Annotated in this window: 14 protein-coding genes; 13 read left to right on the top strand and 1 reads right to left on the bottom strand. The window is 62.5% G+C overall.

Annotated features, from left to right (window positions below):
- Positions 1–7 precede the first annotated feature (7 nt).
- The 8 genes from tolR to ftsH all read left to right on the top strand — a co-directional run bounded on the left by tolR (position 8) and on the right by ftsH (position 9,039).
- Positions 8–466, top strand: a complete 459-nt coding sequence (gene tolR, locus NKJ28_RS04395; protein ID WP_352569595.1) for a protein TolR — start codon at positions 8–10, stop codon at positions 464–466.
- 7 nt (positions 467–473) lie between these two features.
- Positions 474–1,631, top strand: a complete 1,158-nt coding sequence (gene tolA / locus NKJ28_RS04390) for a cell envelope integrity protein TolA (protein ID WP_352569596.1) — start codon at positions 474–476, stop codon at positions 1,629–1,631.
- 79 nt (positions 1,632–1,710) lie between these two features.
- The gene (gene tolB, locus NKJ28_RS04385; protein WP_245274748.1) at positions 1,711–2,982 is read left to right on the top strand and encodes a Tol-Pal system beta propeller repeat protein TolB; all 1,272 of its coding nucleotides are present in this window, start codon (positions 1,711–1,713) and stop codon (positions 2,980–2,982) included.
- Positions 2,983–3,056: 74 nt separating this feature from the next.
- Positions 3,057–3,434, top strand: coding sequence for a four helix bundle protein (locus NKJ28_RS04380; protein ID WP_023677993.1), 378 nt, complete (start codon positions 3,057–3,059; stop codon positions 3,432–3,434).
- A 221-nt stretch (positions 3,435–3,655) separates the two neighbouring features.
- Positions 3,656–4,162 (top strand): peptidoglycan-associated lipoprotein Pal, encoded by a 507-nt coding sequence (pal, locus tag NKJ28_RS04375; RefSeq protein ID WP_023677992.1) that lies wholly within the window; start codon positions 3,656–3,658, stop codon positions 4,160–4,162.
- Positions 4,163–4,350: 188 nt separating this feature from the next.
- Entirely contained in the window at positions 4,351–5,460 is a 1,110-nt protein-coding gene (gene ybgF / locus NKJ28_RS04370; RefSeq protein WP_352634201.1) for a tol-pal system protein YbgF, read from the top strand.
- Between the two features lie 54 nt (positions 5,461–5,514).
- A complete protein-coding gene (gene tilS / locus NKJ28_RS04365) occupies positions 5,515–7,008 on the top strand; it encodes a tRNA lysidine(34) synthetase TilS (protein ID WP_352634199.1) in 1,494 nt (497 codons plus the stop codon).
- Between the two features lie 105 nt (positions 7,009–7,113).
- Positions 7,114–9,039 carry an ATP-dependent zinc metalloprotease FtsH gene (gene ftsH, locus NKJ28_RS04360; RefSeq protein ID WP_023677989.1) on the top strand — a complete coding sequence of 642 codons (1,926 nt, stop codon included), beginning with the start codon at positions 7,114–7,116 and terminating at the stop codon, positions 9,037–9,039.
- A gap of 250 nt (positions 9,040–9,289) precedes the next feature.
- On the opposite strand, the gene NKJ28_RS04355 is transcribed toward ftsH, so the two are convergent.
- Complete coding sequence (locus NKJ28_RS04355; RefSeq protein WP_502894515.1) at positions 9,290–9,952, bottom strand: hypothetical protein; 663 nt, start codon at positions 9,950–9,952, stop codon at positions 9,290–9,292.
- A gap of 874 nt (positions 9,953–10,826) precedes the next feature.
- On the opposite strand from NKJ28_RS04355, the gene glmM reads away from it, so the two are divergent.
- From glmM to serA, 5 genes are all read left to right on the top strand, one after another.
- Positions 10,827–12,179: a phosphoglucosamine mutase gene (glmM, locus tag NKJ28_RS04350; protein ID WP_031213285.1), complete on the top strand. Its 1,353-nt coding sequence runs from the start codon at positions 10,827–10,829 to the stop codon at positions 12,177–12,179.
- A 225-nt stretch (positions 12,180–12,404) separates the two neighbouring features.
- Complete coding sequence (locus tag NKJ28_RS04345; RefSeq protein WP_352589941.1) at positions 12,405–13,232, top strand: outer membrane protein; 828 nt, start codon at positions 12,405–12,407, stop codon at positions 13,230–13,232.
- Positions 13,233–13,464: 232 nt separating this feature from the next.
- Positions 13,465–14,214, top strand: a complete 750-nt coding sequence (locus NKJ28_RS04340; RefSeq protein WP_352634197.1) for an outer membrane protein — start codon at positions 13,465–13,467, stop codon at positions 14,212–14,214.
- Between the two features lie 182 nt (positions 14,215–14,396).
- On the top strand, positions 14,397–15,572 hold the full coding sequence (locus NKJ28_RS04335; RefSeq protein WP_352634195.1) for a phosphoserine transaminase: 1,176 nt from the start codon (positions 14,397–14,399) through the stop codon (positions 15,570–15,572).
- A gap of 173 nt (positions 15,573–15,745) precedes the next feature.
- Entirely contained in the window at positions 15,746–17,344 is a 1,599-nt protein-coding gene (gene serA, locus NKJ28_RS04330; RefSeq protein WP_023680656.1) for a phosphoglycerate dehydrogenase, read from the top strand.
- Positions 17,345–17,376: the final 32 nt, after the last annotated feature.

The following is a 17,376-nucleotide window of genomic DNA, read 5'->3' as shown; positions in this document are numbered from 1 at the left end:
AACGATCATGGGAATGTCCGTAAGCGCAGGTGGCGGAGGACGCGGCGGGCGCGGCCACAGGCGGCGCGGCCGCCATCACGCCTTGATATCGGAGATCAACGTCACGCCGATGGTCGACGTGATGCTGGTGCTGCTGATCATCTTCATGGTCGCGGCGCCGTTGCTGACGGTCGGCGTGCCGATCGACCTGCCGGATACCCAGGCCAAAGCGATGAACGCCGATACGCAGCCTATAACCGTGTCCATCAACTCGGCCGGTCAGATCTACCTCCAGGAAACCGAGATCCCGATCGAGGAGCTGGTGGCAAAGCTGCAGGCGATCTCGAAGACCGGCTATGAAGAGCGCATTTTCATCAGGGGTGACAAGTCCACCGACTATGGCACTGCCATGAAGGTGATGGCCCGCATCTCGGCTGCTGGCTACAAGAATATCGGCCTGGTTTCACTGCAGGAACAGGATCAGTAGACGCAAGATGAGGACCGGCCTCACCACATCGGTGATCTTGCATACGGTGGCGATCGCCTTCGGGCTGTTCACGTTGTCCTCGCCGCCCGCGATGCCTGCGTCCGATGCGGAATCGGTGTCGGTCGAGATCGTGCCGATGGAAGCGACGGCACAGGTCCTGCAAGGCGACAAGAAGGCTGTAATGCACGACAAGCCGGCGCCGGTACCGACGCAGCGTCCCGACATCGTTCCCGATGCCCAGAAAGTCGGCGATAACAGCGTCGACACCGACAAGCCGCCGACACCTGAGCCCAAGCCCCAGCCAGTCGACATGACGGCGGCTCCGCCACCCGCGCCGACGCCGGTCGAAAAGCCCAAGCCCGAGGACGTGCCGAAGCCGAAGGAAGAGCCGAAGCCTATTCCCGCTACGGAGGTGGCGCCGGTGCCGCAGCCGAAGGAAGAGGTCAAGCCCGAACCTGTCAAGCAGACCGAGCCCAAGCCGACGCCGGCCAAGGAGCCGACGCCCACGCCGCCGCAGGACAAGACTGCCGCGATCGATCCGCAGCCCGAGGTCAAGCCGGATGCCGTCGCCGAGGCGATTGCCAAGCAACCGCCAACCGAGGAGGCGCAGCTTCCGGACTCGGCGCCAGCACCCGAGGCTCGGCCAAAGCCGCAGCCGGCCCAGGCCGAGAGCGCCAAGGCACCGGAGCGCAAGGACGCCGACAAGCCGGTCAAGGAAGCCTCATCCAAGCCGAAATCGGACGACAAGCAATTCAACGCCGACGAGATTTCGGCTTTGCTCGACAAGCGCAAGCCGTCGGGCGGCGGCGCCAAGCGCTCGACCCAGCAGGCATCGCTCGGCGGCGAGAAGGATCAGGGCCAGAAGCTTTCGAAATCGGAGCAAGGGGCATTGGAGGCCCAGCTTGGTGGTTGCTGGACGCTTCCGGCAGGGCTCGAGGGTTCGGAGAATTTCGTCGTCGTGGTCCGGTTTAATCTGGACGCCTCCGGCAAGCTGGATGGCCGGCCGAGCGTTGAAAAGTCGAGCGGAAACCGCCCGTTTGACGAAAGCGCAGTGCGCGCGGTTCAGAAATGCGATGTGGCCGGCCTGCAGGTTCCAGCGGGCAAGCAAGACATCTGGTCCGACGTTCGGGTCACTTTTGACCCCAGGGAGATGCTCGGTCTTTAGGCCCGGCTCCCACAGAATCAGCGAAGAGAAGCGAGAAGACATGAAATCCATCCTCAAGCCGCTCCTGACGATCGCAGCGATGGCGCTGGGTATGACCGTTGCTGTCACCCTGCCGGCGCGGGCGCTCGTTGAGCTCAACGTCAATAAGGGCAATGTCGAGCCGTTGCCGATCGCCATCACGGACTTCCAGGGCGGCGATGCCCTCGGCGCCGAGATTTCCGGCATCGTCAGTGCCGACCTGAAACGCTCCGGCCTGTTCGCGCCGATCGACAAAAGCGCTTTCATTGAAAAGATCTCGAATCCGGATGCCACGCCGCGCTTCGAAGACTGGAAGGTGATCAATGCGCAGGCGCTGGTCACCGGCAGTGTCGGCAAGGAGGCTGACGGCCGCATTCGCGCCCAGTACCGGTTGTGGGACACGTTTGCCGGCCAGCAGATGTCGGGCGAGCAGTTCTTCGCCAACGACGCCAATACCAGGCGCGTCGCCCATATCATCGCCGATGCGATCTACGAGCGGCTGACCGGCGAGAAGGGCTATTTCGACACGCGCGTCGTCTTCATCGATGAGTCCGGTGCCAAGAATGCGCGCAAGAAGCGGCTTGCCATCATGGACCAGGACGGCGCCAACGTCCGCTATCTCTCGAACGGCAAATCGATCGTGCTGACGCCGCGCTTCTCGCCGAACCGGCAGGAAATCACCTACATGTCCTATGAAAGCGGTCAGCCGCGGGTGTACCTGCTGCAGATCGAGACGGGGCAGCGCGAGCTGGTCGGCAATTTCCCCGGCATGACGTTTGCGCCGCGCTTTTCGCCCGACGGCCAGAAGGTGATCATGAGCCTGCTGCGCGATGACGGCAATTCCAACATCTTCGCCATGGATCTGAGAAGCCGCTCGACGACCAGGCTCACCAACTCGACCGCCATCGATACCTCACCGTCCTACTCGCCTGACGGCAGCAAGGTGGTGTTCACCTCGGATCGCGGCGGCCGCGCGCAGATCTATGTGATGGGCGCCGACGGCTCGGGCCAGACCCGCATCTCGTTCGGCGACGGCGTCTATTCGACGCCGGTGTGGTCGCCGCGCGGCGATCTCATCGCCTTCACCAAGCAGACCGGCGGCGAATTCCAGATCGGCGTCATGCGCACCGACGGTTCGGGTGAGCGCATCCTGTCCACCGGCTTTCAGCAGGAAGGGCCGACCTGGGCGCCCAACGGCCGGGTGCTAATGTTCTTCCGCGATTCCAATGGCGGACCAAAACTTGTTTCGGTCGATCTCACCGGCCGCAACGAACAGTCGATCCCGACGGCGAACTTCGCCTCGGATCCGGCCTGGTCGCCGCTGCTGGAGTGATGGAAGAAGAACTGAGGAATTGAAGAACTGACGAACTGACGAGTTGAAGAACTGAAGAGTTGAAGAACTGAAGAATGGAGAAGGCAGGGGTCTACATCGAGCACGCGAGGGATTTAGAAGTCTATAAGCGTGCCTATGCGGTTTCCCTTGGGGTACACAGAGCCACGCTTGCTTTTCCGAAAATGGAGCAATACGCGCTCGCCGATCAACTACGTCGTTCCAGCAAGGCGATCTGCGCCAATTTGGCCGAAGGCTTTGCCAAACAGACTCACTCCAAGCCCGAATTCGCACGCTTCATTTCGATGGCCATAGGATCATGCAGTGAGGTGGAGACCTGGATTTCGTATGCGTTCGACCTCGAGTACATCACACAGGCGCAACGCGACGATTGGTTGCAATCCTATGCCCGCATCTACGGAATGCTGGTCAATCTCAGAGAGAAGCTGAGGTGATCTCTTTCCTCAATTCCTCAGTTCTTCAGTTCCTCAATTCCCTCTTTTTCATGTTTTGGCCGCATTTCCGCCTACGGTCCGCGCTCATTGTCGCCCCTCGGCAGAACGGTTGCGGACGGCAGCCGAAACCAAATTTTAACCGTGTTTCTTGAGCGCCGGTTAACCCAAACGTGGTTACTGGACGATCAATGAAATCACTCGAATTGCGAAGGAGAGGCGGCATGGGCCGTATCGCAGCACTTACCACAAACCCGGTCATGATCGCGCTGGTCGCTATGCTCGCGATCACCGGTTGCGCCTCGAAGAAGACGCCGAACAGCGCCGCCGATCTCGGCCTCAACGGCGCCGGCGCGGCAACGCCCGGGTCGGCCCAGGACTTTACCGTCAACATCGGCGACCGCATCTTCTTCGATACCGATTCGTCCTCGATCCGCGCCGATGCGCAGACGACGCTGTCGCGCCAGGCGCAGTGGCTGAACCAGTACAAGCAGTATGCCATCGTCATCGAAGGCCATGCCGACGAGCGCGGCACGCGCGAATACAATCTGGCGCTCGGCGCCCGCCGTGCTGCCGCCACACGCGACTTCCTGGTCGCCAAGGGTGTTTCGGCGCAGCGCCTGAAGACCATTTCCTACGGCAAGGAGCGTCCGGTCGCGGTTTGCGACGACATCTCCTGCTGGTCGCAGAACCGCCGCGCCGTAACCACACTGGGCGGCGCCGGTTCTTGATCGACATAAATGCAACACTTGGTGCGAAAGGCGGCCAAAAGGCCGCCTTTTTCATATCTGCTCGCTCCAAACAAAATTTGGCCGAAGTCTCACGTCCTGTTAAGAGCCGAGAGCGTCTGGCTAGTCCCCGGTTGACTGGTCTACTTCGAATGAGAGGCGCGCAACAATGGTTTCACGGCGAGAGGCACATGCATTTCAGATCGGTCTTGAGCGGCACGCTTGCGCTGCTGCTCGTATCAAGTATCGCGGCACTTGCTGACGGGGCAAACGGCACCGGGCAGTCATCGGAAAGCGGTTTTTCCTTCCACCTGCCGACGATCAAACTGCCCGGCATTTTCGGCGAAAAGAAAAAGCCGGATCAGGTTCAATTCGCGCAACAGGATGGCACCGGCACTCCGGCGCTGGAGGAACAGCTCCGGCAGATGAATGGCAAGATCGAGGAACTCAATTTCCAGGTCCTGCAGATGCAGGAGCAGATCCGCAAGCAGCAGGAAGACAACGAATTCCGCTTCCAGCAGTTGGAAGGCGGTCCGCAAGGCGCGCAGCAGCCGGCCGAGCAGAAGAAGTCCGAGGCGGCGCCTAGCAGCGACAGCCCCAGCGGCGACAGTAACGTGGCGGAGGCGCCGGGGACGCCGGCTCCGGCCGATGCGGGCAAGGCGGCAGACGGCGACAAGAGCGTCGAGGACGTCATCGTCGAATCGCCCAGCGGCGATCCCGGCAAGCTGATCCCCGGCGCGCCGCCCAAGACGTTCGGCACCATCACCGTCGACAAAAACGGCAATGTCGTCGAAGCCGACGGCAATGCGCAGGCGAATGCGCCGGAGCAGAATACGGCCCCAGCCAACGGCGCCAGCGCAGCCGGCAACAAGGCCGGTAAATCCGACGATACGGTGGTCGCGGCACTCCCGTCGACCAACGATCCGGAGGAGCTTTACCGCAACTCTTACCAGTTCATCCTGTCGGGCGACTACAGCACCGCCGAACAGGGTTTCCGCGACCATATCGCCCGTTTTCCCAGAGACGCCAAGGCGGCGGACGCGCATTACTGGCTCGGTGAATCGCTGCTCGGCCAGCAGAAATACCGCGATGCGGCCGAGACTTTCCTCGCTGCCAGCAAGGACTATCCCAAGGCCAAGAAAGCGCCGGACATGCTGCTGAAGCTCGGCGTTTCACTGGTCGGGCTGAAGCAGCGCGACGTGGCCTGTGCCACCTTCAGCGAGATCGGCAAGCGCTACCCCGATATTTCCGGCGCGCTCAAGGAGCGAGTCAAGCAGGAAAGGGCGCTCGCGGCGTGCTAGTATTTCTGTTGCATGTCGTTGCCCCAAAACCGGGTCCACTTTTGGACGACATGCATGACGCTCGACACCGAGCCTGACCTTTCGGATTTTTCGCAGATCGACTTTTCCAACGGCGCTGTTGCAGCCGTGTCCGGCGGCAGCGACTCGACCGCCCTCCTCCTCCTCCTCAAAGCCCATCTCGACCGTAACGCCACGGCAACGAAATTGCTGGCGGTGACGATCGATCACCAATTGCGGCCGCAAGCGGCAGCGGAAGCGCAAGCCGTGGCCAGGCTGTGCGCGGCGCGCGGCATTGCCCATCGCATCCTCGCCTGGTCGGGGCACAAACCATCGACCGGCCTGCCCGCCGCCGCGCGCGAGGCGCGCTACCGGCTGCTCGCCGAGGCCGCCGAAGCGGCAGGCATCGGCCTGATCCTGACCGGGCACACCGCCGACGACCAGGCCGAGACCGTGCTGATGCGGCAAGCGCGCGACGAGTGGGCGCGTGACGAGTGGGCACGTGACGAGCAGGCAAGTGATGGAGGGGCAAGTGATGAAGGGCAAAGCGACGACGGGCCGCGCGACGAAGGGCGGGGCCTTGCCGGCATGGCGCCGGCAACCCTCTACGAGTGGCGGCACTGGATCGTGCGGCCGCTGCTCGGCATAAGGCGTGCTGAGCTGCGCGAATTCCTGCGGCGTGAACAGGTTGCCTGGATCGAAGATCCGACCAATGCCGACACCGCTTTCGAGCGGCCGCGCGTCCGCGCAGCACTTGCCGAAGGCGATGGTACGCCTCGCGTGGCTGAAGCGATAGCGCTGGCCAGAAAGGCGGCGGCCGAGCGTGAGCAGTTAGGACATCGCGCGGCCATGCTGATCCGCAGCTTGGCCTCCAGGCCGGCCGCCGGCCTCGTCCGCCTCGATCGGGATTTTGCGACAGCCGCCGACAGCCGGGCGGCCATTTATGCGCTGCGCATCCTGCTGGCGGCGACCGGCGGCACCGCCTTCCTTCCCGACCAGGCCCGCAGCGAAGCCCTTTTCGGCCGGTTCCGCACTGGGCCGCTTTGTGCCACATTGTCGCGGACCGTGATCGATGCCCGGCGTACCGGCATCTTTCTGCACCGCGAATTGCGGGATCTGCCGCCCGCTGTTGCGCTTTCCGGCAATGCGCTTTGGGACTGCCGCAGACGGATCACATTGGGCGACAGTTCAGGTGCATTGTTGATCGCGCCGCTGTTGGTAGCACCGCTCGGGGCGGCTCTTGCCGCAAAGCGGGCAATTGAAGGGCATGGCACGCCGGCAAGCCTTGTACGTGCCGCCTTGGCCGCCGAGCCGGCGCTATGGCAGGATGGCGAATGCCTTGGTTTGCTCGGGGAAGGCCCGGGTTTGCCCGGGGAAGGCCCGATGCCGGCGGCTGTCGCCGCATATCCGGCAGTCGCGCCCTTCGCCCGTTTCCTGCCGTCCTTCGATCTGGCGCCGGCCGATGCCGTCGCCGCCTTGCTTGGCGCGGCGCCGGTTCCAGCCTCGCCATTCGGTGGCCACAGTGCCGGCCTACCACGGGCGAATGCTTAACCGAGACCTGCTGTTATGCTTGGCAAGGGGGAACGCTCTCCCTATGTTAGGGCCAAGTTTCCTCTCACGACGCGTGTCCGCCCAGCGGCGCCAACGGGACAATTGATGAATCCGAATTATCGCAACCTCGCGCTCTGGGCGATCATAGCGGTCCTGCTCATCGCTCTCTTCAATCTTTTCCAGACGCCGCAGACGCGTGGAGCCTCGAGCGATGTTCCCTATTCGCAGTTCCTGCAGGAAGTCGCGGCGGGACGGATCAAGTCGGTGACCATTGCCGGCGCCCGTATCTCCGGCAATTATACGGACAGTTCCAACGGCTTCCAGACCTATTCGCCTGGGGACCCGTCGCTGGTTTCGCGGCTGCAGGACAAGAACGTCACCATCAATGCGCGTCCTGAGTCCGACGGCTCCAATTCGCTGTTCGGCACCCTGATCTCCTGGCTGCCGATGATCCTCATCCTCGGCGTCTGGATATTCTTCATGCGCCAGATGCAGTCCGGGTCCGGCCGCGCCATGGGCTTCGGCAAGTCGAAGGCCAAGCTTTTGACCGAAGCACATGGCCGCGTCACCTTCCAGGATGTCGCCGGCGTCGACGAAGCCAAGGAAGATCTGGAAGAGATCGTCGAGTTCCTTCGCGACCCGCAGAAATTCCAGCGGCTCGGCGGCAAGATCCCGCGCGGCGTGCTGCTCGTCGGTCCTCCCGGAACCGGCAAGACGCTGCTCGCCCGCTCGGTCGCGGGTGAAGCCAACGTGCCGTTCTTCACCATTTCGGGCTCGGACTTCGTCGAGATGTTCGTCGGCGTCGGCGCAAGCCGCGTCCGCGACATGTTCGACCAGGCCAAGAAGAACGCGCCTTGCATCATCTTCATCGACGAAATCGACGCGGTCGGCCGCCATCGCGGCGCCGGCCTCGGCGGCGGCAATGATGAACGCGAGCAGACGCTGAACCAGCTGCTGGTCGAGATGGATGGCTTCGAATCCAACGAAAGCATCATCCTGATCGCCGCCACCAATCGGCCAGACGTGCTCGATCCGGCGCTGCTGAGGCCGGGCCGCTTCGACCGCCAGGTGGTGGTGCCGAACCCCGACATCGTCGGCCGCGAGAAGATCCTGAAAGTGCATGTGCGCAACGTGCCGCTGGCGCCCAATGTCGACCTCAAGGTGATCGCGCGCGGCACGCCGGGCTTTTCCGGCGCCGATCTGATGAACCTGGTCAACGAATCCGCCCTGATGGCGGCGCGGCGCAACAAGCGCCTCGTCACCATGGCCGAATTCGAGGACGCCAAGGACAAGATCATGATGGGCGCCGAGCGCCGCTCGTCGGCGATGACGCAGGCGGAGAAGGAGCTGACCGCCTATCACGAGGCCGGCCATGCCATCCTGGCGCTCAACGTGCCGTCGGCCGATCCGCTGCACAAGGCGACCATCATCCCGCGCGGCCGGGCACTCGGCATGGTCATGCAGCTGCCGGAAGGCGACCGCTATTCGATGAGCTACAAATACATGATCTCGCGCCTCGCCATCATGATGGGCGGCCGTGTCGCCGAGGAGTTCAAGTTCGGCAAGGAGAACATCACCTCCGGCGCCTCCTCCGATATCGAGCAGGCGACCAAGCTGGCGCGTGCCATGGTGACGCGCTGGGGCTTCTCCGACAAGCTCGGCCATGTCGCCTATGGCGACAACCAGGAGGAGGTGTTCCTCGGCCATTCGGTGGCGCGCACGCAGAACATCTCGGAAGAGACGGCGCAGATCATCGACGCCGAAGTGCGCCGGCTGATCGACGAGGCCTATTCGACGGCAAGGTCCATCCTGACCAAGAAAAAGAAGGAATGGATCGCGCTGGCGCAGGGCCTGCTCGAATACGAGACGCTGTCCGGCGAGGAGATCAAGCAGCTGATCGCCGGCAATAAGCCCGCGCGCGACCTTGGCGACGACACGCCGCCGAGCCGCGGCTCGGCCGTGCCGAAGTCCGGCCGCCGCAAGAAGGGCCCCGAGCCCGAAGGCGGCATGGAACCCCAGCCATCAAGCTAGGCTCCGGCCCAGGAGAGATCGACTTCGAAACGCCGCGGCTCTAACGCGGCGTTTTCTCTTGGGGAATGCGACCCTTCCTGCATCGCTGGAAATTGGCGAAAGTGACGATGACGGCCAATCTCCCCCACGAGGGGCAGATTGGCAGCGGCGCCGCTTGCGCGCGGATGGCGCTCCTCGCACGTGTTCGGCAGCAAAAAAAGCCCGCGAACCTTGCGGCTCGCGGGCTCATGTCGTCGGATGGTGGCGCCGGTCAGCTCTTCAGCTTGGCGTTGCAGAGGCTGTAGAAGCCGCCGCCTTTCTGGATCCACCTGAGGCCGCCCAGCGTGTTGGCGTCCTTGTTGGCGTAGTAGAGGTCGAGGCAGGTGTGCATGCGGCCCTTGGCCGGGGTCTCGGTTGCATACTTCTTGGAGATCGCCGTCGGGAATTTCACGCCCTGGGGGGCGGTGATGGTCGGCGGTTGCGGATCGCCGGTGTACTTGGCATCGGGAGCCGGCAGGGTGTCGTCGTCGGCTGCGCCGGCGCCGCATTGGCTCTTGCGGAAGTCGTTCCACTTCATGCCATTCAGCGTGTTGCCGGCCTTGGCAGCCTGATATTTGGCGCTGCAATCCGCCATGCTGAGGCCTTTGCCGGTATCGGTCGCGGCGGCTGTCGTCGCCTTGGCAGGTGCCGCGGCAGGCTGTGCGGCTGCAGTTGCGCCGGCGGCGCATTCACTCTTGCGGAAGTCGTTCCATTTCATGCCGTTGAGCGTGCCGGCAGCCTTGGCGGCCTGGTATTTGGTGCTGCATTCCTTGGCCGTCAGCCCAGGCGCCGCGTCATCGCTGCTGGCCGCCGGTGCTTTGGTCGTGGCGGCGGGTTGTGCGGCTGCCGTCGCGCCGGCGGCGCACTGGGTCTTGCGGAAGTCGTTCCACTTCATGCCGTTGAGCGTGCCGGCAGCCTTGGCGGCCTGGTATTTGGTGCTGCACTCCTTCGCCGTCAGGCCCGGCGCCGCATCGTCGGCGGCGGCTGCCTTGGTCGTGTCGGCGGCCTTGGCAGTGGCTTTGGCTGGCGCGGGTTCGGTTGTAGCGGCGGTGGCATCGGTGCCGCATTGGGCCTTGCGGAACTGGTTCCAGTTCTGCCCGCCAAGCGTTCCCGCATCCTTGGCCGCGTTATACTTGGTGCTGCACTCGGCCATGGTCAGCGCATTGGCAGGCGCCGCCAGGAATAAGGTCGCGACGGCAAGACCCGTCAAAGTGGCAAGTCGGTGGATGAGCATGCTTGTTCTCCCTACGGCGGTTCATGATATGTCCCAGTGCAGCAATAGCGCTCAACGGCTGGTTGCGCCAGATGCTAAGTAGCGTAGAGACAAATTTAGAAGTGCATTCTTTTCTTTAAGGTGATGAATTCGTTGCCGGGACTGTCTCCCGGCCAAGTTCGTCCGGGTGCATTGCACGGAGAGCGCGCATATGGCTGGTTCCCAGCGAGGACACTGCGTCGCATGACAGCCAGTCAAATCGGCGCGTGCGGCGGACCTGAGCCTACCGCTGTCTGGAGCAGCACGATGCGGATTCGGGTTCAAGGCCACACTGCCACAGACCAAAGGATACAGATGAGGTTTGAGTTGACGTTTCTGATGCTGCTGCCGCAACAAGGGCTCGGAACTTGAAAATCAACACACTAGCGTGACGCAAAACACACAAAACAATAATTTTCTAAGGATTGGTCGTCCATAATCATACAATGTGATGACGGGGCTTGGGCCATTTTATGGCATGAGATGCTCGGAAAGAACCATCGGGAAGCTGGCGAACATGGCAGGACATTATTTCGGTACGGACGGCATTCGTGGGCGCGCCAACAAGTTTCCAATGACGGCGGAGGTCGCCATGCGGGTCGGCATGGCCGCCGGCCTCTCCTTCCAGCGCGGCAGCCACCGCCACCGCGTCGTGCTCGGCAAGGATACCAGGCTTTCCGGCTACATGATCGAGAACGCGATGGTATCCGGCCTGTGCGCCGCCGGCATGGATGTCTTCCTGCTCGGCCCGATTCCGACGCCGGCTGTTGCCATGCTGGTGCGCTCGCTGCGCGCCGATATCGGCGTGATGATCTCTGCCTCGCACAACCCCTATTACGACAACGGCATCAAGCTGTTCGGCCCCGATGGCTATAAGCTGTCCGATGAGATCGAGGAGCGTATCGAGGGGATGCTCGACAAGGATATCGAACTGGCGCTCGCCGATTCCGATGGGCTCGGCCGCGCCAAACGCGTCGACGGCGTGCATGACCGCTATATCGAATTCGCCAAGCGCACGCTGCCGCGCTCGATGTCGCTGTCGGGCCTGCGCATCGTCGTCGATTGCGCCAATGGCGCCGCCTACAAGGTGGCGCCCGACGCGCTGTGGGAACTCGGCGCCGAGGTCGTTGCCATCAATGTCGAGCCCAACGGCTTCAACATCAACAAGGAATGCGGCTCGACTCATCCGGCCGGCCTGCAAAAGAAGGTGCACGAGGTGCGCGCCGATATCGGCATTGCGCTCGACGGCGATGCCGACCGCGTCGTCATCGTCGATGAAAACGGCGCGATCGTCGATGGCGACCAGATCATGGCACTGATCGCCGAGTCCTGGCACCAGAGCGGACGGCTGGCCGGCGGCGGCGTCGTCTCGACGGTGATGTCCAATCTCGGCCTCGAACGCTTCCTCGGCGACATGAACCTGCAGTTGCATCGCACCAAGGTCGGTGACCGCTATGTCGTCGAGCACATGCGTGCCCATGGGCTCAATGTCGGCGGCGAACAGTCGGGCCACATCGTGCTGTCCGATTTCTCGACTACCGGCGACGGGCTCGTCTCGGCGCTCCAGGTGCTCGCCTGCATCAAGCGGCATAACCGGCCGGTCAGCGAACTGTCGAAGAAATTCGAGCCGGTGCCGCAGCTTTTGAAGAATGTGCATATTTCCGGCGGCAAGCCGCTGGAGGAGGCGCCGGTCAAGGCGGCGATCGAAGATGCGCGCAATCGCCTCGGCAAGGCCGGGCGCCTGGTCATCCGGCCATCCGGCACGGAGCCGCTCATCCGCGTCATGGCGGAGGGCGACGACCCGCAGCTTGTCGAGTCCGTGGTCAACGACATCGTCGAGGTCATTTCGGAAACGCGCAGCGCCGCCTGATCTCCCTCCAACATGGGTCAAAAGCCCGCCTTGCCGGCGGGCTTTTTATTGGGTCGCGGCCAGCTCCGCCTGCAGCAACGGCCGCCAGATTGCTCGACTTTTAGAGATTCGTGGTTAATCAATACGGTTAAACGCCTTTTAACCTTTCCGATTCATTATCCACAACTGAGGTCAATCACATTTCGGGCGCGTTCGCCGTTCGAGGGTTTCTCAGGGGTGATAAGCATGTTCAACACAGCAAGAATGGCTCTCCTGGCCGCGGTGTTTGCCGGCGCCGGGCCGGCATTCGCCGCCGATTTCGTCGAGCCGCCCGTCGTCGAGGAGGCGCCGCCACCGATCGCCTACGAGCAGCCGGCCGACTTTGGCGGCTGGTATATCCGTGGCGACATCGACTATCACTGGTCGAAGTTTCGCGGCGCCGACTATATCACCTACGGACCGCCTCCCGGAACCGGCACTTTTGACAGCGGCAAGCTGAAGAGTGCTTTCTCGGCCGGTGCCGGCGTTGGCTATCAAATCGACCGGCACTTCCGCACCGACTTGACCGCGGACTGGATGAGCAAATCCACCTTCCGCGGCTCGACCAGCGGCATCTGCCTTGATGGAGATCCTTGTACTTCGGTCGACACCTCGTCCTATACCGCGCTGCTGCTGCTCGCCAACGCCTATGTCGATATCGGCACATGGCACGGTATCACGCCCTATGTCGGCGCCGGCATCGGCGGCGCCTGGGTTAAGTGGGATACACTCCACAACAGCGATGAAGACGGTGAATTCTTCCACCGCGGCGGCAAGGGCTGGCGTTTTGCCTATGCTGCCATGGTTGGCGCATCCTACTGTTTGACCGATCGCGTCAAACTCGACGTCGGCTACCGCTACAGCCATATAAACGGTGGGAAGATGTTCGACTTCGGCAGCGGCGTCGGCCCCGGCTATGACAATGGCATCAATGTTCATGAGGTGCGCGGCGGCCTGCGCTACCAGTTCGGCAGATCGGACTGCGTTGAACCGGAACCTTATGTTCCGGAACCCGAGCCCGTCTACACCAAGTAGTCGCTTCGAAATCGAGGAATTCGTTGACCGCCCGGCTGATGCCGGGCGGTTTCGTTTGGCTGCCTAAACATGCTGCGGCGCTCTGTAACACCGTCCGGCTCGAGGAGCGAAGGCGGATCAAATCAATTGCTAACGCCTTGTTATCCTTAACCCGCACTTAACCACTATGGTTAACAATGCTGTCTGAAACGGCGCGCGATCGCGAATGCGCCAAGTTCGGGAGCCGAGGACCATGACATTCAAATCGCCTGTAGCACTGGCGCTTGCAGCAGTCGTCCTGGTGCCGCTGACGCCGGCGCTTGGCGCCGATTACGAACCGCCGGTCTATGTCGACCAGGCGCCCGACTATGTACCGGTCGAGGTTGGCTCGGGATGGTATCTGCGTGGCGATGTCTCCTATCTGGTGCAGAAGAGCTTCAAGGATGAGCATTTCGCCTTTACACCCGCGAGCTTCGACGAAAAGGAAGATCCCATCTTCGCCAGCATCGGCTTCGGCTACCATTTCAACGACTATCTGCGCGCCGATCTCAATGTGGGCTATCTTCCCGGCAACAAGATCGACGTCGGCTATAACGACGGAACGACCGTGGCATCGGCGACCCTGAAGAACTATGCCTTCTCAGGCATACTCAATGGCTATGTCGATCTTGGGACCTATGTCGGAATCACACCTTATCTCGGCGCTGGTGTCGGTATCCTGCAGAGCAAGCGTCGCCTGTCGGCGAGCTACTTCACCGACAACGCCGACCCCACCGACGATTTCGTCCTGCGTGACGACAAGACCCAATACTCCTTCGCCTACACGCTGAATGCCGGCCTTGCCTACCAAGTGTCCAAGAACGTCTCAGTCGATCTGGGCTATCAGTATTTTTCCGCGCCAGACGCCGAATATGTGACTGCCGAGAGCCTGACTTCCTTTCCGATCCGCAAAGGAATCAACAATCATCAAGTCAAAGTCGGACTACGCTACGATCTCTGGTAGGCTCGATCGAAGCCGAGGCGTTGACAATGGCGGGTCGTAGGCCCGCCGTTTACGTTTCGTCGCCGGCAATATCCCGGCAGCGACAAAAACTTTCCCCTTGACGCCGAAAGCCTGAACGCATATCGCCGTCCGTGGGCCACCCCTCCCCAACGAGGGGCCACTATCTGGAAGGATAGACCACGATGACGACGCATACGAAGCCCGGATTCCTTCCGGCAAATCCCAATTTTTCCTCAGGTCCCTGTGCAAAACGCCCCGGCTGGTCGGTCGAGGCGCTCAAAAATGCCGCGCTCGGGCGCTCGCACCGTGCCAAGATCGGCAAGACCAAGCTCGAACAAGCGATCGAGCTGACGCGGGAAATCCTCCAGGTTCCGGCGGATTACCGCATCGGCATCGTGCCGGCCTCGGATACCGGCGCGGTCGAAATGGCGCTGTGGTCGCTGCTCGGCGAACGCGGCGTCGACATGGTCGCTTGGGAGAGCTTCGGCTCCGGCTGGGTCACCGATGTGGTCAAGCAGCTGAGGCTCGCCGATGTTCGCAGGTTAGAGGCGGACTACGGCGCACTGCCGGACCTGACCAAAATCGACTTCGACCGCGACGTGGTCTTCACCTGGAATGGCACGACGTCGGGTGTGCGCGTGCCGAACGGCGATTTCATCCCGGCCACCCGCAAGGGCCTGACCATCTGCGACGCTACTTCGGCGGCCTTTGCGCAACAGCTCGATTTCAGGAAACTCGACGTTGTCACCTTCTCCTGGCAGAAGGTGCTGGGCGGTGAGGGCGCGCACGGAATGCTGATCCTCAGCCCGCGCGCCGTGGAACGCCTGGAAAGCTACAAGCCGGCCTGGCCACTGCCGAAGATCTTCCGTCTCACCTCGGGCGGCAAGCTGATCGAAGGCATCTTCAAGGGCGAGACGATCAACACGCCGTCGATGCTGTGCGTCGAGGACTATCTCGACGCGCTGCGCTGGGCGAAGTCGATCGGCGGCCTCGACGCGCTGGTCACCAGAGCGGATGCCAATGCCGCTGTTCTCGATCGCTTTGTCGGAAAATCTTCCTGGCTCGGCCATCTTGCCATAGACCCGGCGACGCGTTCGAACACGTCGGTCTGCCTTTCCTTCACCGATCCGGATGTCGCTGCACTCGACGCCGACGGACAGGCTGCATTCGCCAAGGCAATTGTCTCGGCGCTCGACAAGGAAGGCGTCGCCTACGACATCGGTGCCTACCGCGATGCACCGCCCGGCCTGCGCATCTGGTGCGGGGCGACAGTCGAGACCTCCGATGTCGAAGCGCTGCTGCCCTGGCTCGACTGGGCCTTTGCCGCGCAAAAGGCGTCGCTGAAGGCAGCCGCCTGACTCCCTCCCCCTCGAGGGGAGGGTGGCCCGAAGGGCCGCCTCCACCCGCTCAACGATCCGCCATCCAGAAAGAAAAAGATTTGGCCGCATCCGGCCGCAACGACCCCACCCCGGCGCTTCGCGCCGACCCTCCCCTCAAGGGGGAGGGACGCCAATCGCAAAGGACCAAGCCAATGCCCCGCGTTCTCGTCTCAGACAAACTTTCCACCACCGCCGTGCAGATATTCAGGGATCGCGGCATCGAGGTCGACTATTTGCCGGATCTCGGCAAGGACAAGGAAAAACTGCTCGAAGTGATCGGCCAGTATGATGGGCTGGCCATCCGCTCGGCGACAAAGGTCACGGAGAAGCTGATCAACGCCGCGACCAGGCTGAAGGTCGTGGGCCGCGCCGGCATCGGCGTCGACAATGTCGACATCCCGGCGGCGAGCCGCAAGGGCATCATCGTGATGAACACGCCCTTCGGCAATTCGATCACCACCGCCGAGCATGCCGTCGCCATGATCTTCGCGCTGGCCCGCCAGATACCGGAGGCCAACGCCTCGACCCACGCCGGCAAATGGGAAAAGAACCGCTTCATGGGTGTCGAGATCACCGGCAAGACGCTGGGCATCATCGGCTGCGGCAATATCGGTTCGATCGTCGCTACGCGCGGCGTCGGCCTGAAGATGCATGTCATCGCCTTCGATCCATTCCTGTCGGACAGCCGCGCCGAGGAGCTCGGCGTCGAAAAGGTCGAGCTCGACGAGCTGTTCGCCCGCGCCGACTTCATCACGCTGCACACGCCGCTTACCGACAAGACGCGCAACATCATCGACGCCGCGGCGATCGCCAAGATGAAGAACGGCGTGCGTATCATCAACTGCGCCCGTGGCGGGCTGATCGTCGAGGCCGACCTGATCGCGGCGCTGAAGAGCGGCAAGGTGGCCGGCGCCGGCATCGACGTGTTCGAGGTCGAACCGGCGGACAACAACGCACTGTTCGGCATGGAGAATGTCGTGGCGACGCCGCATCTCGGCGCGTCGACCACCGAAGCGCAGGAGAATGTCGCCCTGCATGTCGCCGAGCAGATGTCCGACTATTTGATCAAGGGCGCCGTTTCCAACGCCATCAACATGCCGTCGATCACCGCCGAAGAGGCGCCGCGGCTGAAACCTTTCGTCAAGCTTGCCGAAGTGCTCGGCGCCTTTGTCGGACAGGTCACCGAGGATCCGATCAAGGAGGTCGAGATACTGTTCGACGGCTCGACCGCGACGATGAACACGCGCGCGCTGATCAGTGCCACCCTTGCCGGGCTGATCCGGCCGCAGGTCTCCGACGTCAACATGGTGTCGGCGCCGATCATGGTGAAGGAGCGCGGCATCATCGTCGCCGAGGTCAAGCGTGACAAGTCGGGCGTGTTCGACGGCTATATCAAGCTGACGGTTAAGACCGAGCACAGGACGCGCTCGATCGCCGGCACCTGTTTCTCGGACGGCAAGCCGCGCTTCATCCAGATCAAGGGCATCAATCTCGACGCAGAGGTCGGCCAGCACATGCTCTACACGACCAATGCCGACGCGCCCGGCATCATCGGTCTGCTCGGCACGGTGTGCGGCGAGAACGGCGTCAACATCGCCAACTTCCAGCTCGGCCGCAACCGGCCGGGCGGCGATGCCATCGCATTGCTCTATCTCGATGCGCCGTTCCCGGAAAACGTGTTGGCGCAGGTGCGCTCGCACAAGTCGATCGACTCCGCCAAGCGGCTGCATTTCGATGTGGGGATAGCCTGAAATTCGATCGCCCCGTGTGCAGCAGCACGCGG

The sequence above is a fragment of the Mesorhizobium sp. M0145 genome (assembly GCF_040322355.1).
In the GTDB taxonomy this organism is placed as follows: Bacteria; Pseudomonadota; Alphaproteobacteria; order Rhizobiales; family Rhizobiaceae; genus Mesorhizobium.
The sequence above is the reverse complement of the archived record's forward strand: the minus strand, read 5'-3'. Positions and strand labels throughout refer to the sequence as shown.

Bases quoted from the DNA above. Each gene is read 5' to 3' on its own strand.
- serA (WP_023680656.1), top strand. From the start codon at position 15,746: ATGCCCCGCGTTCTCGTCTCAGACAAACTTTCCACCACCGCCGTGCAG.
- ftsH (WP_023677989.1), top strand. From the start codon at position 7,114: ATGAATCCGAATTATCGCAACCTCGCGCTCTGGGCGATCATAGCGGTC.
- tolR (WP_352569595.1), top strand. From the start codon at position 8: ATGGGAATGTCCGTAAGCGCAGGTGGCGGAGGACGCGGCGGGCGCGGC.
- tilS (WP_352634199.1), top strand. From the start codon at position 5,515: ATGACGCTCGACACCGAGCCTGACCTTTCGGATTTTTCGCAGATCGAC.
- tolB (WP_245274748.1), top strand. From the start codon at position 1,711: ATGGCGCTGGGTATGACCGTTGCTGTCACCCTGCCGGCGCGGGCGCTC.
- NKJ28_RS04340 (WP_352634197.1), top strand. From the start codon at position 13,465: ATGACATTCAAATCGCCTGTAGCACTGGCGCTTGCAGCAGTCGTCCTG.
- ybgF (WP_352634201.1), top strand. From the start codon at position 4,351: ATGCATTTCAGATCGGTCTTGAGCGGCACGCTTGCGCTGCTGCTCGTA.
- glmM (WP_031213285.1), top strand. From the start codon at position 10,827: ATGGCAGGACATTATTTCGGTACGGACGGCATTCGTGGGCGCGCCAAC.
- NKJ28_RS04380 (WP_023677993.1), top strand. From the start codon at position 3,057: ATGGAGAAGGCAGGGGTCTACATCGAGCACGCGAGGGATTTAGAAGTC.
- NKJ28_RS04335 (WP_352634195.1), top strand. From the start codon at position 14,397: ATGACGACGCATACGAAGCCCGGATTCCTTCCGGCAAATCCCAATTTT.
- NKJ28_RS04355 (WP_502894515.1), bottom strand. From the start codon at position 9,952: ATGAAGTGGAACGACTTCCGCAAGACCCAGTGCGCCGCCGGCGCGACG.
- pal (WP_023677992.1), top strand. From the start codon at position 3,656: ATGGGCCGTATCGCAGCACTTACCACAAACCCGGTCATGATCGCGCTG.
- NKJ28_RS04345 (WP_352589941.1), top strand. From the start codon at position 12,405: ATGTTCAACACAGCAAGAATGGCTCTCCTGGCCGCGGTGTTTGCCGGC.
- tolA (WP_352569596.1), top strand. From the start codon at position 474: ATGAGGACCGGCCTCACCACATCGGTGATCTTGCATACGGTGGCGATC.